The organism is Flavisphingomonas formosensis, from assembly GCF_009755815.1.
Classification (GTDB): Bacteria; Pseudomonadota; Alphaproteobacteria; order Sphingomonadales; family Sphingomonadaceae; genus Flavisphingomonas; species Flavisphingomonas formosensis.
Window position 1 is genome coordinate 603857 of record NZ_WRPK01000001.1, and the last position, 15355, is coordinate 619211.

Sequence of the window (15355 nt, forward strand, 5' to 3'; positions counted from 1 at the left end):
TGCAGCGCAACATTCCTGTCGCGAAAGACACGGCTGCATGCAAAGAAATCGTGACACAGTTTCCTCCCGCCCCGAAATCCCTGTAGAGGGAAGCAATGAGCATGGAGCGCACCGACCCCGACGATCTTTTCGAAATCTGGCTGGCGGAGGCCGTCGCCAAGGAGCCCAACGATCCCAATGCGATGGCCGTGGCGACGGTGGGCGCCGACGGCCAGCCTTCGGTGCGCATGGTGCTGCTGAAGGGCCATGATGCGCGCGGCTTCGTCTTTTATACCAATCTCGAAAGCCGGAAGGCGGGCGAGCTGTTCGCCACGCCACGGGCGGCGCTGCTGTTCCATTGGAAGTCGTTGCGCCGACAGGTCCGCATCGAGGGCCCGATCGAGCGCGTGAGCGATGCGGAGGGGGACGCCTATTTCGCGTCGCGGCATCGTGATTCTCAGCTCGGCGCATGGGCGTCCGATCAATCCCGGCCACTCGCCTCGCGCGACCTGTTCGAAGGCCGCTTTGCCGAGAAGGAGGCGCGGTTCGCCGGCAAGCCGGTGCCGCGGCCGCCGCACTGGTCCGGCTTTCGCGTCGTGCCGGAGCGGATCGAGTTCTGGACGGACCGTGCCCACCGTCTGCACGAGCGCCGGCTGTTCACCCGCACGGGCGCGGGCTGGGGCGAAGGGCTGCTCTATCCATGACGCCGCGCGCATGAGCAGCATCGCCGCCCGGGCGGCGCTCGCCAGCGTCGCCGTCGCCGTGTTGCTGATCCTGCTCAAGGCGCATGCCGCGCTCACGACCGGCTCGGTGGCGATGCTCGGCTCGCTTGCCGATTCGGGGCTGGATCTGGTCGCCTCGCTCGTCACCCTGTTCGGCGTGCGCGTGGCGGCGACGCCGGCCGATGACGATCATCGCTTCGGCCATGGCAAGGCAGAAGCGCTGGCTGCTCTGTTTCAGGTGGTGCTGATCTCGCTCTCGGCGCTCGGCATCGGCTTTCGCGCGATCGAGCAGCTGGCGGCGGGGGCACAGACCGGCCATGCCGAATATGGCATCGTCGCCTCCGTCGTCGCGCTGGCCGCCACCTTCGCCCTCCTGTCCTATCAGCGGCGGGCGATCGCGGCGACCGGCTCGATCGCGATCCGTGCCGACAATATACACTATAAGAGCGACGTGCTGCTCAATGGATCGGTGATCGTCGCGCTGGTCCTCGATCAATATCTCCACATTCGGGCGGCGGATGCACTGTTCGGCGTCGGCATCGCATTGTGGCTGATGTGGGGGGCATGGCGCGCCTCGGCGACCGCCATCGATCAGCTGATGGATCGCGAATGGCCCGAGGAGAAGCGGCAGCGCTTCCTCGCCGCCGCTGCGCGCCACCCCGAATTGCGCGGCATCCACGATCTGCGCACACGCACCAGCGGCACGCGCGATTTCGTGCAGTTTCACGTCTGGGTCGCCCCCGAAATGACGGTGGTCGACGCGCATCGCGTGATGGACGAGATCGAGGCTAAGCTGCAGCAGGAATTTCCGGGCGTGGAAGTGCTGATCCATCCCGATCCCGAAGGCTATGACGGCCGCCTCGCGGGGTCTTGATCGGCCACCGGCATCTCATGTTTCAGCATTGAAATCGACCGGCAAGGCCGCGCGATTAGATATGGCGGCATGATGAGGGGAAACGGGGCGGGCCTCATGCCGGCCTTTGCGCGCGAAGCATCCGCATGTCCGCTATTTCAGGCGGCGAAACGCGTGATGTTGAGCTATCGGTCGTCGCGCGGAGGAGGCAATAGATGAACAGGATCGCGGTCGTTTCGCTCATGGTGCTGGCGCTTGCTCAGGCGGGGCCGGGACAGGCCAAGAAAAAGAGCGGCCCGCGCTGCTCGCCCAATGCCCAGCAGCTCTTTCTTTCGCCGATGGGCGAGCCGTTCCGCGCGGGGCCCGGCGTGCCCTATCCGGTGGCGGCCTGGTTCGCCAAGGCGGACACGGATCATGACGGCAAGCTGACGGTCGGCGAGTTCGTCGCCGAATCGGACGCCTATTTCAACACGCTGGACCTCAATCACGACGGGGAGATCGATCCCGCCGAGATCAGCGCCTATGAAACGAAGGTGCCCGAGGTGGCCCAGTTCCGCATGGGCGGCGGACCTGGCGGCGGGCGTTGGAAGGAAGAGCAGAGCAAGGCCAGCGATTCCGACAGCGAGGCGCCGCCGGAGCCGGCCTATCCGGTGTTCGAAGGCCCGATGGGCGCGGGCAGCTGGTCTTTCCTCAACATTCCGCAGCCGGTCGCTTCGGCCGATTCCGATTTCAACCGCGGCGTTTCCGCGCGGGAATTCCATGCTGCCGCGATCAGGCGCTTCGGCCTGATCGACACGGCCCATGTCGGCGTGCTGACCCTCGCCACCCTGCCGCACACGCCGGCGCAGGAAGAGGGGATCGCCTGCGCGGCCAAGCTGCAGCAGCAGGGCGGCAAATGAGCGACGGCGCTGCCGCCCCGCGCGTGCTCGTCGTCGACGACGATGCCGATCTGCGCGGGCTGGTCAGTGAATTTCTCGGCAATAACGGCATGATGGTGGAAGCGGCCGGCAACGGCGCGGAGATGGACAGCCGTCTCGCCCTGGGCCGGTTCGACTGCGTCGTGCTGGATCTGATGATGCCCGGGGAGGACGGCCTGTCCATCCTGCGACGGCTGCGCCGCCCGGGCGGCCCGCTGGTCGTGATGCTGTCGGCGATGGGGGAGGATACCGACCGGATCATCGGGCTGGAGGTCGGCGCCGACGATTATCTCGCCAAGCCGTGCAACCCACGCGAATTGCTGGCGCGAATCCGCGCGGTGCTGCGCCGGCGCGAGGAGGCGCAGGCCGGCGGCGGCGGGCCGATGCGGCGCTTCGGGGACTGGACCTTGGATCTGGTGCGGCGCGAGCTGCGCTATCCGGGCCGTGCCACGGCTTCGCTCACCGACGCCGAGTTCCGCATCCTCAGCGTCTTTCTGGACAGGCCGCTGCGCGTGCTGACCCGCGACCAGATCATCGAGGCCGCCAAGGGCGCCGACAGCGAGGTGTTCGATCGGGCGATCGACGTCACGATCAGCCGGCTGCGCAAGAAACTCGGCCCGGACGATCCGATCCGCACGCTGCGCAACGAAGGGTATATGATGACGCTGAAGGTGGAGGGCGAATGAGCCGCCGGCGTCCCGGCGGATTTCCGATCTTCTGGCAGACGCTCCTGCTCCTGTTCGCCAGCCTTGCGGTCTCGCTGATCGTGGCGACCTCGCAAATCCTCTTCCTTCCTCCGCCACGCCCGGATTTCAATCGCCTGGGCGATGTTGCCGAAGCGTTGATCGGACAGGATCGGGGCGATCGCGGGGGCGGGGAAAGGGGAGGACGTGGGGAACGCGAGCGCGGGCTCATCATCACCACGCAGCGCCTCGCGCCGGTCCTGGCGGACGGCATGACCAGCCGTCCCGATTTCACCGCGCGTCTGGCCGATCGCATGGGCGTCGGCACCGATCGGGTGCGCTTCTTCTACGAGCCGGATCAGCGCAGCAGCTTCCCGTTCAGCCGGCTGGGCAGCGATCCGGTGCCGATGCGCCGCGGCGAGCCGATCTTCTTCAACACCATCGTCGCGGCCTACGATACCGGAAAGGGCTGGCGTGTCGCGCAGACGCCGCCCAAGCCGGCGCTCAGCAACTGGCAGAAGCGCACCATCACCTGGTTCGCGCTCTCGTCGATGCTGCTGCTGCCGGCCGGCTGGTTCTTCGCGCGGCGGCTGACCCGTCCGATCCGCCGCTTCGCCGATGCCGCCGACCGGCTGGGCAACGATCCCTTCGGCCCGCCGGTGCCGGTGGAGGGGCCGGCGGAGCTGCGCGTCACCGCCCATGCGCTCAACCAGATGCAGCAGCGCCTGGCCGACTATGTGCGGGAGCGCACCGCTATGATCGGTGCCATCGCCCACGATCTGCGTACGCCGCTCGCCCGCATCGCCTTCCGCATCGAAGCAGCGCCCGAGGGCGTGCGCGAGAAGGTACAGGCCGATATCGAGCAGATGCGCGCGATGGTTGCCGCCACGATCGGCTTCGTCAAAGGCACCACCTATGTTGCCGAGCGCGTGCCGATCGATCTGGCGGATCTGATCGGCAGGCAGATCGCGGTGGATCGGGAAATGGGTCGTCCAGTCCATTTTGCGGCGCAGGGGCGTGGCCATATGCTCGGCGATCCGGTCGCGCTCGCCCGGCTTTTCCAGAACCTCTTCGACAATGCGCTCTCCTATGGGCAGGAGGCGGAGATCGCACTCCAGGAGACTGGCGGACGCATTGCCGTCACCGTGGCCGATCGCGGCCCGGGCCTCGCCGAAGAGGAGCTGGAGCGCATGTTCCAGCCCTTCGAGCGGGGCGATCCGTCGCGCAATCGCACCACTGGGGGCATCGGCCTCGGTCTCACCATCGCCCGGTCCATCGCCGCCGATCATGGCGGCACGCTGACCCTCGCGAACCGGCCCGGCGGTGGCCTCGTGGCCCGTTGCGAGCTGCCCGGGCTGGAATGAACCGGCCTGCCGGGCCGCACCGGTTTCAGATAGAGCTTGAAATATTATGCCACTGTGGGGTAATTATATTTCATGACGCCGAATCCGGCGTCCGCACGTTGACGCAGGCGCTACGCGGGGCCCAGAATCGGAAACCGGCGTTGCGCGACGGATAGGTGAGGATGACAAGCGAAGAGCCACGCCGCAATTTGCGGCCTCTCTCCCTCCATGTCCCGGAGCCCCGTTTCCGACCGGGCGATCCGGTCGATTTTGCGGACTTCGATCGCGGCCGGGCGGGGGCGGTGCCACGTCCCGACCCGGATGTGAGCCCTGAGGCGATCCGGGAGGTCGCTTATTCGCTGGTCCGGGTGCTCGACGATGAAGGGCAGGCCGTCGGTCCCTGGAATCCGCGCCTCGCGCCGGAACGGCTGATCGGCATGCTGCGCCACATGGCGTTGACCCGGGCATATGACGACCGGATGTACCGCGCCCAACGGCAGGGCAAGACCAGCTTCTACATGAAGTCGACGGGCGAGGAGGCGACGTCGGTGGCGGCGGCCTATGCGCTGGACCGTGACGACATGTGTTTCCCTTCCTATCGCCAGCAGGGCCTGCTGATCGCGCGCGACTGGCCGCTCGTGGATATGATGAACCAGGTCTATTCGAACCGCGGCGACCGGCTGAAGGGCCGGCAGATGCCGATCATGTATTCGGCGCGGGCGGCCGGCTTCTTCTCTATCTCGGGCAATCTCGCCACCCAATATCCGCAGGCGGTAGGCTGGGCGATGGCCTCCGCCTCCAAGGGCGATACGCGAATCGCGGCTGCCTGGTGCGGCGAGGGATCGACCGCCGAGGGCGATTTCCATTCGGCGCTGACCTTCGCCAGCGTCTATCGCGCGCCGGTCGTCCTCAACGTGATCAACAATCAGTGGGCGATCTCCTCCTTCTCGGGCTTCGCCGGCGCGGAAGCGACAACCTTTGCCGCGCGGGCGATCGGCTATGGCATTGCCGGCCTGCGGGTCGACGGCAATGATGCGCTCGCCGTCCACGCAGCGACCGAATGGGCGGCCGACCGCGCCCGCGACGGCCATGGCCCGACGCTGATCGAGCATTTCACCTATCGCGCCGAGGGCCACTCCACCTCGGATGATCCGAGCAAATACCGCTCGGCCGAAGAGCGCTCGAAATGGCCGCTGGGCGATCCGATCGCGCGGCTCAAGCAGCATCTCATAACGATCGGCGCCTGGGACGAGGAGCGGCAGGCGGCGATGGACCGCGAGGTCGCCGAAGAGGTCCGCGCCGCCGCCAAGGAGGCCGAGCAGAACGGCATACTCGGCGAAGGGCTGCATTTCCCCTTCTCCACCATGTTCGAGGATGTGTTCGAGGAAATGCCCTGGCACCTCGAGGAGCAGCTCGGCGAGATGACCGAGGAATGGAAGGCGTCGGGACGATGAGGGCGCTTTGCTCAGACAGTCATACTGACGACAGCCAGGATCCATCCGCCGCAGCGTATCGTCCAATCGGCAACTCTGCGGCTGATGGATCCCGCAACAAGTCCGGGATGACGAAGAAGGGATGCGGATCGAACGGAGCGCATCATGACTGACGCCCCCGAAACCCGCACCATGAACATGATCCAGGCGATCAACTCCGCGCTGGACATCAAGATGGGCGTCGATCCCGACATCGTCGTGATGGGCGAGGACGTCGGCTTCTTCGGCGGCGTCTTCAAGGCGACCGAGGGCTTGCAGAAGAAATATGGCAAGACCCGCGTGTTCGACACGCCGATCACCGAATGCGGCATCATCGGCGTCGCCGTCGGCATGGCCGCCTATGGCCTGCGCCCGGTGCCCGAGATCCAGTTCGCCGACTATATCTATCCGGCGCTCGACCAGATCGTGTCGGAGGCGGCACGGCTGCGCTACCGCTCGGCCGGCGAGTTCACCGCGCCGATCACGGTGCGCTCGCCCTTCGGCGGCGGCATCTTCGGCGGCCAGACGCACAGCCAGAGCCCGGAAGGCATCTTCACCCATGTCTCGGGCATCAAGACGGTGATCCCGTCGACCCCCTATGACGCCAAGGGACTGCTGATTTCCGCGATCGAGGACAATGATCCGGTGATCTTCTTCGAGCCGAAGCGGATCTACAACGGCCCCTTCGACGGCCATCACGACCGGCCGGTAACGCCCTGGGCGCGCCACCCGGCCAGCGCGGTGCCGACCGGCCATTATCGCATCCCGCTCGGACAGGCTGCGATCGTGCGACCCGGCGAGGATGTGACGATCCTGACCTACGGCACGATGGTCCATGTCGTCGCCGCCGCCGTCGCCGAGAAAGGGCTGGACGCCGAGATCATCGACCTGCGCACCCTGGTGCCGCTCGACATGGCGACGATCGAAGCCTCGGTGAAGAAGACCGGGCGATGCATGGTGGTGCACGAGGCGACCAAGACCTCGGGTTTCGGCGCCGAGCTCTCTGCGCTCGTCCAGGAACATTGCTTCCACCATCTCGAAGCGCCGGTGCGGCGCGTCACCGGCTGGGACACGCCTTATCCCCACTCGCTGGAATGGGCCTATTATCCCGGCCCGGTCCGCCTGAGCCTCGCGCTCGACAAGATCATGCAGGACTGACGACCATGGCCCGTTTCGAATTCAAGCTGCCCGACATCGGCGAGGGCATAGCGGAAGCCGAGATCGTCGCCTGGCACGTCGCGCCGGGCGACGTGGTGGAGGAAGACGCGCCGCTCGCCGACCTGATGACCGACAAGGCGACGGTCGAGATGACCGCGCCGGTCGCCGGCAAGGTGCTCTCGATCGCCGGCGCGGTCGGCGACCAGATCGCGATCGGATCGGTCCTTGCCGCGTTCGAGATCGAGGGCGACGCGGAGATTCAGGAACCGCTCGTCGAGGTAGCGCCCAACGAAGCCGCCCAGGTGGTGAAGCCGGATCCCGACCCAAAACCCTCTCCCCAGCGGGGAGAGGGCAGGGAGAGGGGAGAGACGGCGACGTCAGCCGCGCCGCCTGAATCCGTGACAACCGGCCTTCTCCCTTCAAACAGCCATCCCGGGCTGTTTGAACCTCTCCCCGGAGGGGAGAGGGAGCAGAAGGAGCAGAAGAAGGTCCTCGCTTCCCCCGCGGTCCGCGCGCGCGCCAAGGCGCTCGGCATCGACCTTGCGCAGGTGAAGCCTGCGAATGGCGACCATGTGCGCCATGCCGATCTCGATGCCTTCCTCACCTACAACCAGGGCTATCGCCCCGCTGCCGCGGCGCGCCCCGACGAGACCGTGAAGGTGATCGGCCTCAGGCGCCGGATCGCGGAGAATATGGCCGCCTCCAAGCGCGCCATCCCGCACTTCACCTATGTCGAGGAAATCGACGTCACCAAGCTGGAGGCGCTGCGCGAGGATCTGAACGATACCCGCGGCGACAAGCCCAAGCTCACCCTCCTGCCGCTGCTGATCGTCGCGCTGTGCAAGACTCTGCCCGACTTCCCGATGATCAATGCGCGTTACGATGACGAGGCCGGCGTGGTCACCCGCCATGGTGCGGTCCATCTCGGCATGGCGACACAGACCGATGCCGGCCTGATGGTCCCGGTGATCCGCGACGCGCAGGATCGCAACATCTGGCAGCTCGCCTCCGAGATCCGCCGCCTCGCCGAAGCCGCGCGCGGCGGCAAGGCGAAGAGCGAGGAACTGTCCGGCTCCACCCTCACCCTCACTTCGCTCGGCCCGCTCGGCGGCATCGTCACCACCCCGGTGATCAACCGGCCCGAGGTCGCCATCATCGGCCCCAACAAGATCGTCGAGCGGCCGATTCTCCGCGACGGCGAGATCGTCGCGGCGAAGCTGATGAACCTCTCCATGTCCTGCGACCACCGTGTCGTCGACGGATGGGATGCGGCCAGCTTCGTCCAGGCCCTCAAACGCCTTTTGGAAACACCAGCGCTGCTCTTCGTGGACTGAGCGCGCACACCATAACGGTGTTTGCGGCTCCCCGGGCCTGTTCTATCCAGTCGGGCATGACCCAAGACAGTCTCACGCTCTATGGCATGGGCAGCCCGAACGTCCGCAAGGTCGGCATCATGCTGGAGGAACTCGGGCTCGCTTATGAGCTGCGCCATGTCTGCGTATTTTCGGGCGAGCAGTTCGATCCTGCCTTCCAGGCGCTCAATCCGCTCGGCAAGGTGCCCGTGCTGGTCGATTCCGCTGCGGGCGCGACGATCTTCGAATCCGGCGCGATCCTCTTCTACCTGGCCGAGCGTCACGGCGCCCTGCTTCCCGCCGCCGGCCTGGCCCGCTACGAGACGATGCAGTGGCTGATGGTGCAGATGGCCTCGATCGGCCCGATGTTCGGCCAGCACACCCATTTCTCGCTGCTGCCGGCGGGCAGCGAGCCCTATTCGGCCGCGCGCTACAAGGCCCAGGCCGAGCGTCTCTACCGGCTGCTCGACGATCGCCTGGCGGTGCGAGACTGGATCGCCGGGGATGCCTATTCGATCGCCGACATCGCCACTTATCCCTGGGCGCTCTATCTGGAACGGCACGGCTTCTCGCCGGCGGATCATCCCGCCCTCGGGCGCTGGGCGGAGCGGATCGGCGCCCGCCCGGCGATCGCCCGGTCCGCCGCGCGCTTCGCCGAGGCCTTCGACGTGCCGACGCGCGACGATATCCGCATCGCCACGCCGCGGGAGCTCGACCGATTCTTCGTCCGCCCGGCCGATGCGCCGGTTGTGGACTATGCGAGCGCGATACGCGGCGGCTGATCAGATCCAGCCGGCATAATGCGCGATGAAGGTGGCGAAACTCGCGGTCAGCCCGGCCAGGAAGACGCGATAGGCCCAGCCGAGCAGGCGATATTTCTTGGCCGCCAGCACCCGGCCATTCTGGTAGATGTCGCGTGCCATGGTGCGGCACACGCTTTCGTCGCTCGCCAGCGTGTTGACGATCCGATCGATATAGTCTTCTTCGTCGAGTTGCGAAAACGAACCGAAAAACAAGAGGTTGATCGGTCGGCGTGAAGATGGTCCGACGGCCGGGATGATCGCCAGGACGGCGAGTACCGCGGCGAAGAAGGAAAAGCCGCCGAGCACCAGCAGGGGCAGCGGAGTCGATGCGCCACGCGCCTGGCCGATCGTGATGGTGAACACCACGAAGGTGGCGCCCATCAGGATGCTCGCCTTCTGGTCCGCCATCTGGGAAAGCTGAACGTGAATCTGCTGCGTCGTGCGCACCAGATGAATCGCGTTCGATACGATGGGCTTAGGCCCTTCAATCTCGCTCTCGGCCATGGCGTCAGCCATGCCCGAGCTTTACGGTCTTGCCAAGCGGAGGCCGCTTTCCCGCCGCAATCGCTTGGCAAGGGCGGGCGCGACCGCTTAAGGACCCTCGCATGACAGACAGACAAGAAATCTTCGCCAAAGTCGCCGAGCAGATTGCGCCGTTCAACAAGAAGGGCATCGCGCTCGCCGAAGGGACGACCTTTGCGGGCGATCTGGAGTGGGACAGTCTGACGGTGATGGATTTCGTGGCCGCCATCGAGGATGAGTTCGACATCATCATCACGATGAACATGCAGGCCGAGATCGAGACGGTCGGCCAGCTCGTCGACGCGGTCGAGAAGCTCCGAGGCTGAGCATGGGCGATCTCTTCTCCAAATTCGATCCGCTTATCGCGGAGCGGCAGGCGCTGCTGGACACGGGCGTGCGCGATCCTTTCGCGATCGTGATGGACGAGGTGAAATCGCCGACCCTCGCGGTGATCAAGGGCAAGGAGACCATCCTGCTCGGCACCTATAATTATATGGGGATGACCTTCGATCCCGACGTCGTCGCCGCCGGCAAGCGCGCGCTGGACGAGTTCGGATCGGGCACCACCGGCAGCCGCGTGCTCAACGGCACCTATCAGGGCCACAAAGCCTGCGAGGATGCGCTGCGCGACTATTACGACATGGATCATGCCATCGTCTTCTCGACCGGATATCAGGCCAATCTCGGCATGATCTCCACCATCGCGGGCAAGGGCGACTATGTCATCCTCGACGCGGACAGCCATGCGTCCATCTATGACGGCTGCTTCCTCGGCGATGCCGAGATCGTCCGCTTCCGCCACAACAGCGTCGAGGATCTCGACAAGCGGCTCGGCCGGCTGCCTGCCGAGCCGCATAAGCTCGTCGTGCTCGAGGGCGTCTATTCGATGCTCGGCGACATCGCGCCGCTGCCCGAGATGGTCGCCGTCGCCAAGAAGCACGGCGCGATGGTGCTCGTCGACGAGGCGCACGGCATGGGCTTCTTCGGCCCCAACGGCCGCGGCGTCTATGAGGAGCAGGGCGTCGAAAAGGACGTCGACTTCGTCGTCGGCACCTTCTCCAAGTCGGTCGGCACGGTCGGCGGCTTCTGCGTCTCCAACCATCCCAAGTTCGAGGTGCTGCGCCTCGTCTGCCGGCCCTATGTGTTCACCGCCTCGCTGCCGCCCTCGGTGGTCGCGACCGCGGCGACCTCGATCCGCAAGCTCATGCATGCCGGCGAGAAGCGCGCCCATCTCTGGAAGAACAGCCGCCGCCTCCACGCCGGGCTGCGCGAGCTCGGCTTCACGCTCGGCACCGAGACCGCACAATCGGCGATCATCTCGGTCCTCCTGCCCGACCAGGAGATCACGGTGCGCATGTGGCAGGCGCTGCTCGAGCTCGGCCTCTACGTCAACATGGCCCGCCCGCCGGCCACGCCGGCCGGCATGTTCCTGCTGCGCTGCTCGCTCTGCGCCGAGCATACGGACGAGCAGGTCGGCGACATATTGGGCATGTTCGAAGCCGCGGGCCGCGCCGTGGGGTGCATCGGGTAGCGAGCTTTTTTCCACCACCACCTCTTCCTTGTGGAATGGGATCAGGAGGAAATTTGCGGCGACATGGCGGACATGCCGGTACCGGAGGAGTCCGACCTCGCACCCCCTCCTTATCGCCACGGCGTTCGTCCATCGTTGATTTGGCGCTTTCTTCCTCGTCACCCCGGCGCAATCTGGGGTCGCTCTCCACGGTCACCCCGGCTGCCGGTTGAGAGCGATGCCAGCTTCCGCTGGCATGACGCCGAAAAGCGCGACCAGATAATGAGCGATCCCCATGCCCTTGCGGGAGGGGCGCAACTACACTGTCCCTATCGCTCGATCAGCCGCGTGTAGAGGTGCCAGGTCGCGTAGCCGAGCACCGGCATCACGACGGCAAGACCGATGAACAGGGGAATGCTGCCGATCACCAGCAGCGCCGCGACGATCAGGCCCCAGAGCGCGATCGTAGCCGGATTGTGCACCGTCGCGCGCAGCGAGGTGGCGGCGGCGGTGGCAGCCGGCACCGGCCGGTCGACCAGCATCGGGAAGGTCACCACGCTCACCGCGAGCGCGATGATCGCGAAGCCGAGGCCTACGAGATTGCCGAACAGGATGAGCTGCAAGCCCGCGGCAGTGGTGAACATGTCGGCCAGGAAGGCCTGGATGGTCAGCGCGTTGTTGAAGCCGAAGCTGTGCTGATAGAGCTGGGCCGCGACGTCGAGCCATGTGAGGAAGAGCAGCGCCAGCGCGATCGTCGAGACGAGCAATTCCTTGGCCGCCGGGCCCCGCCACGGATCGAGGAAATGGGTCCAGCCCGATTCGAGCCCTTGCTCGCGCCGGCGCGCCAGTTCGTAGAAGCCGACCGCAACGGTCGGCCCCATCAATGAGAGTCCCGCGATGAGCGGAAAGAGCAACGGCATCAGCGTGCCGTTGAGCGCGAAGGCGGCAGCCATCAGCCCTACCAGCGGATAGAGGAAACCGATCATCAGCAGATCGCCGCGATGTTCCTTGAAATCGGACCATCCTTCGGCCAGCGCCCATCGCAGATCGGCGAGCCCTATGGAGCGCACGTGCGGAACGGTATCGGTGGTGGTCGGTACGGTATGAGCCATGGCAAGCCCTCCTCGACGCGGACGGGCACAGGTCCGTCCTCAGCGATCGATGCCGCCGGGGCCGGGGCTCGGCCTCCGGAACGACCGGCGGCGAACAGGCGATAATATTACGCCTTTCGATACGGGATACAAAGCGCGAAATTAGCCCGGAATTTGGGGGTTTTCACCGCCTGGGCGGCCATGAGGCGAATCGAAATTACGACGAATGGAGTATCGTCAAGCATATTTATCGTCTTGCGCCCCGCTGTGGTTGAGGCACAATGTCTAGTGTTCGCAGCAAGGGGGCGACCCTAGACATTGTAGCACCTCCCGGCCCACGGTTTCGTGGATGGGTATCGTTTTGCCCTGTGGAAAGCGGGGAAAAACGCATGTCACGGGCTGCAATGTGGCTGTCGGCGCACTATGTTGGGGGGCTCTGCCCCAGTTTGAACGGAACAGGAACAGGGGTAGCGTTATGGACCTTTCCACCAGCAGTGAAGTGAGCGCGAACGACGTGGCCACCATGATCGAGACACCGCCCGCCCAGGCGGATACCGCGATGAGCGTGTCCTCCAGGGGCGTGCTGGCGAAACCATATCCGGTCGAGGTCGATCATGGCCGCGACGCGCTGCTCACCGATTTCGGCAAGGAGACGCTGCGGGACCGCTATCTGCTGCCCGGCGAATCCTATCAGGACCTGTTCGTGCGCGTGGCCTCGGCCTATGCCGACGATGCCGCGCACGCCCAGCGCATCTACGATTATATCTCTCGGCTGTGGTTCATGCCCGCCACCCCCGTTCTGTCGAACGGCGGCACCGGGCGGGGCCTGCCCATCTCCTGCTATCTCAACTCGGTGGACGACAGCCTGGAAGGCATCGTCAACACCTGGAACGAGAATGTCTGGCTCGCCTCGCGCGGCGGCGGCATCGGCACCTATTGGGGCGCGGTGCGCGGCATCGGCGAAGCGGTCGGCCTCAATGGCAAGACCAGCGGCATCATTCCGTTCGTACGCGTGATGGACAGCCTGACGCTCGCGATCAGCCAGGGCTCGTTGCGCCGCGGCTCGGCCGCCTGCTATCTCGACATCTCGCATCCCGAGATCGAGGAATTCCTCGAAATCCGTAAGCCGAGCGGCGACTTCAACCGCAAGGCGCTGAACCTTCATCATGGCGTGCTGATCACCGACGCCTTCATGGAGGCGGTGCGCGATGGCGCCGAATGGACGCTGCGTAGCCCCAAGGACGGTTCCGAGCGCGGATCGGTCGATGCGCGCGCGCTGTTCCAGAAATTGGTCGAAACCCGCCTAGCGACCGGCGAGCCCTATATCGTCTTCGCCGACACGGTGAACCGGATGATGCCGAAGCATCATCGCGAGCTCGGCCTCAAGGTCTCGACTTCGAATCTCTGCTCGGAAATCACGCTGCCGACCGGGCGCGACCAGCATGGCAAGGATCGCACCGCGGTCTGCTGCCTCTCGAGTCTCAACCTCGAGACTTGGGACGAGTGGAACGGCGACAAGCAGTTCATCGAGGACGTGATGCGTTTCCTCGACAACGTCCTCACCGACTATATCGCCCGTGCGCCGGACGAGATGGCGCGGGCCAAATATTCGGCGGAGCGCGAACGGTCGGTCGGCCTCGGCGTGATGGGCTTCCACAGCTTCCTGCAGGCCCGCGGCCTCGCCTTCGAGGGCGCGATGGCCAAGAGCTGGAACCTCAAGATCTTCCGCCACATCGCGCAGAAGGCCGAGGAAGCCTCGATGCTGCTCGCCTCGGAGCGCGGGCCGTGCCCCGACGCTGCCGAGCGCGGCGTGATGGAGCGCTTCTCCTGCAAGATGGCGATCGCGCCCACCGCGTCGATCTCGATCATCTGCGGCGGCACATCGGCCTGCATCGAGCCGATCCCGGCGAACATCTACACCCACAAGACGCTGTCCGGCAGCTTCTCGATCAAGAACGTCTATCTGCAGAAGCTGCTGCAGGCGAAGTCCAAGGATTCGGATGCCGTCTGGAACTCGATCCTGGAGAAGGGCGGCTCCGTGCAGCATCTCGACTTCCTGACCCAGGAAGAGAAGGACTGCTACAAGACCAGCTTCGAGATCGACCAGCGCTGGCTGATCGAGCTGCAGGCGGACCGCACCCCCTATATCGATCAGTCGACCAGCCTGAACCTGTTCATCCCGGCCGACGTCGACAAGTGGGATCTGCTGATGCTCCACTATCGGGCGTGGGAATTGGGCATCAAGTCGCTCTATTATCTGCGGTCCAAGTCGGTACAGCGTGCCGCCTTCGCCGGTGGAGTGGAAGCGGACAACACGCCGGACCTTCGCCAGATCGAAGTCGAGGCGAAGGATTATGACGAATGCCTCGCCTGCCAGTGAGGCGGGCCGGGCGATGACCACGATCGACGCGCTCGCGGCGCGGCTGGCCGCTCTGGAGGATGAGCGGGCGGTTCGCGCTCTCATCGAGCGCTATGGTCACCTGATCGATTATGGCCGCGACGCCGAGTGGGTCGCGGCCTTCACCTCCGACGGCGCCTATGAGCTGATCTTCCGCTGCGGCGTGCCGCCGGCGATGGCCGAGGCTTTCCCGCACGCCATCCTCGCGGCGGACCGTTTCCGGGTGGAAGGCGCCGAGGCGCTGGCGGGCTTCATCGCCACCCACACCTATGCCCCGAATGCCTGGCACAAGCATGTCGTGGTCGATCCGCAAATCACGATCGATGGCGATGACGCGACGGCGGAAAGCTATTTCCTGCGTATCGATCTGATCGAAGGGCGGCGCGAAATCCTCTCCTTCGGCCGCTATCGCGATCGCATTGTCCGCGGCGCCGACGGCATCTGGCGTTTTGCGGAACGGGTCATGGAAGTCGAATCCGCACCCGGCGATCCCGCCTGACCGAAGCGTATCCGGGCGCGCACCGCAGCGGCTTGTGATACCGCGATTGCAAG

15 protein-coding genes are annotated in these 15355 nt (G+C 65.6%); 13 read left to right on the forward strand and 2 right to left on the reverse strand.

Going from position 1 to position 15355, the window contains the following annotated elements; genetic code table 11:
* Nucleotides 1–95 precede the first annotated feature (95 nt).
* From pdxH to GQY20_RS02955, 9 genes are all read left to right on the forward strand, one after another.
* Nucleotides 96–683, forward strand: coding sequence for a pyridoxamine 5'-phosphate oxidase (gene pdxH, locus GQY20_RS02915; RefSeq protein ID WP_232475858.1), 588 nt, complete (start codon nucleotides 96–98; stop codon nucleotides 681–683).
* 10 nt (nucleotides 684–693) lie between these two features.
* Nucleotides 694–1575, forward strand: coding sequence for a cation diffusion facilitator family transporter (locus tag GQY20_RS02920; protein ID WP_157215527.1), 882 nt, complete (start codon nucleotides 694–696; stop codon nucleotides 1573–1575).
* 194 nt (nucleotides 1576–1769) lie between these two features.
* Complete coding sequence (locus GQY20_RS02925; protein WP_232475859.1) at nucleotides 1770–2453, forward strand: EF-hand domain-containing protein; 684 nt, start codon at nucleotides 1770–1772, stop codon at nucleotides 2451–2453.
* On the forward strand, nucleotides 2450–3157 hold the full coding sequence (locus GQY20_RS02930) for a response regulator (RefSeq protein WP_157215528.1): 708 nt from the start codon (nucleotides 2450–2452) through the stop codon (nucleotides 3155–3157). Before GQY20_RS02925 ends, GQY20_RS02930 begins: the two co-directional genes overlap by 4 nt.
* Nucleotides 3154–4518: an ATP-binding protein gene (locus GQY20_RS02935; protein ID WP_157215529.1), complete on the forward strand. Its 1365-nt coding sequence runs from the start codon at nucleotides 3154–3156 to the stop codon at nucleotides 4516–4518. Before GQY20_RS02930 ends, GQY20_RS02935 begins: the two co-directional genes overlap by 4 nt.
* Before the next feature lie 161 nt (nucleotides 4519–4679).
* A complete protein-coding gene (locus tag GQY20_RS02940) occupies nucleotides 4680–5951 on the forward strand; it encodes a 3-methyl-2-oxobutanoate dehydrogenase (2-methylpropanoyl-transferring) subunit alpha (RefSeq protein ID WP_157215530.1) in 1272 nt (423 codons plus the stop codon).
* Between the two features lie 171 nt (nucleotides 5952–6122).
* Complete coding sequence (locus tag GQY20_RS02945) at nucleotides 6123–7127, forward strand: alpha-ketoacid dehydrogenase subunit beta (RefSeq protein WP_157216131.1); 1005 nt, start codon at nucleotides 6123–6125, stop codon at nucleotides 7125–7127.
* 5 nt (nucleotides 7128–7132) lie between these two features.
* On the forward strand, nucleotides 7133–8461 hold the full coding sequence (locus GQY20_RS02950) for a dihydrolipoamide acetyltransferase family protein (protein ID WP_157215531.1): 1329 nt from the start codon (nucleotides 7133–7135) through the stop codon (nucleotides 8459–8461).
* A gap of 56 nt (nucleotides 8462–8517) precedes the next feature.
* Nucleotides 8518–9261 carry a glutathione S-transferase family protein gene (locus GQY20_RS02955; RefSeq protein ID WP_157215532.1) on the forward strand — a complete coding sequence of 248 codons (744 nt, stop codon included), beginning with the start codon at nucleotides 8518–8520 and terminating at the stop codon, nucleotides 9259–9261.
* Here GQY20_RS02955 and GQY20_RS02960 read toward each other — a convergent pair whose 3' ends face one another.
* Nucleotides 9262–9798 carry a Pycsar system effector family protein gene (locus tag GQY20_RS02960; RefSeq protein ID WP_232475860.1) on the reverse strand — a complete coding sequence of 179 codons (537 nt, stop codon included), beginning with the start codon at nucleotides 9796–9798 and terminating at the stop codon, nucleotides 9262–9264. It abuts the gene before it with no gap.
* Between the two features lie 89 nt (nucleotides 9799–9887).
* Here GQY20_RS02960 and GQY20_RS02965 point away from each other — a divergent pair, with 89 nt between their 5' ends.
* Together GQY20_RS02965 and spt are read left to right on the forward strand one after the other, a co-directional pair.
* On the forward strand, nucleotides 9888–10130 hold the full coding sequence (locus GQY20_RS02965; protein WP_157215533.1) for an acyl carrier protein: 243 nt from the start codon (nucleotides 9888–9890) through the stop codon (nucleotides 10128–10130).
* Between the two features lie 2 nt (nucleotides 10131–10132).
* Nucleotides 10133–11335 carry a serine palmitoyltransferase gene (spt, locus tag GQY20_RS02970; RefSeq protein WP_157215534.1) on the forward strand — a complete coding sequence of 401 codons (1203 nt, stop codon included), beginning with the start codon at nucleotides 10133–10135 and terminating at the stop codon, nucleotides 11333–11335.
* Between the two features lie 308 nt (nucleotides 11336–11643).
* Here spt and GQY20_RS02975 read toward each other — a convergent pair whose 3' ends face one another.
* Entirely contained in the window at nucleotides 11644–12426 is a 783-nt protein-coding gene (locus GQY20_RS02975) for a DUF2189 domain-containing protein (RefSeq protein ID WP_157215535.1), read from the reverse strand.
* Between the two features lie 538 nt (nucleotides 12427–12964).
* On the opposite strand from GQY20_RS02975, the gene GQY20_RS02980 reads away from it, so the two are divergent.
* Complete coding sequence (locus tag GQY20_RS02980) at nucleotides 12965–14785, forward strand: ribonucleoside-diphosphate reductase subunit alpha (protein WP_408641050.1); 1821 nt, start codon at nucleotides 12965–12967, stop codon at nucleotides 14783–14785.
* Nucleotides 14760–15302, forward strand: a complete 543-nt coding sequence (locus GQY20_RS02985) for a nuclear transport factor 2 family protein (RefSeq protein WP_157215537.1) — start codon at nucleotides 14760–14762, stop codon at nucleotides 15300–15302. Before GQY20_RS02980 ends, GQY20_RS02985 begins: the two co-directional genes overlap by 26 nt.
* The last annotated feature ends 53 nt before the right edge of the window (nucleotides 15303–15355 follow it).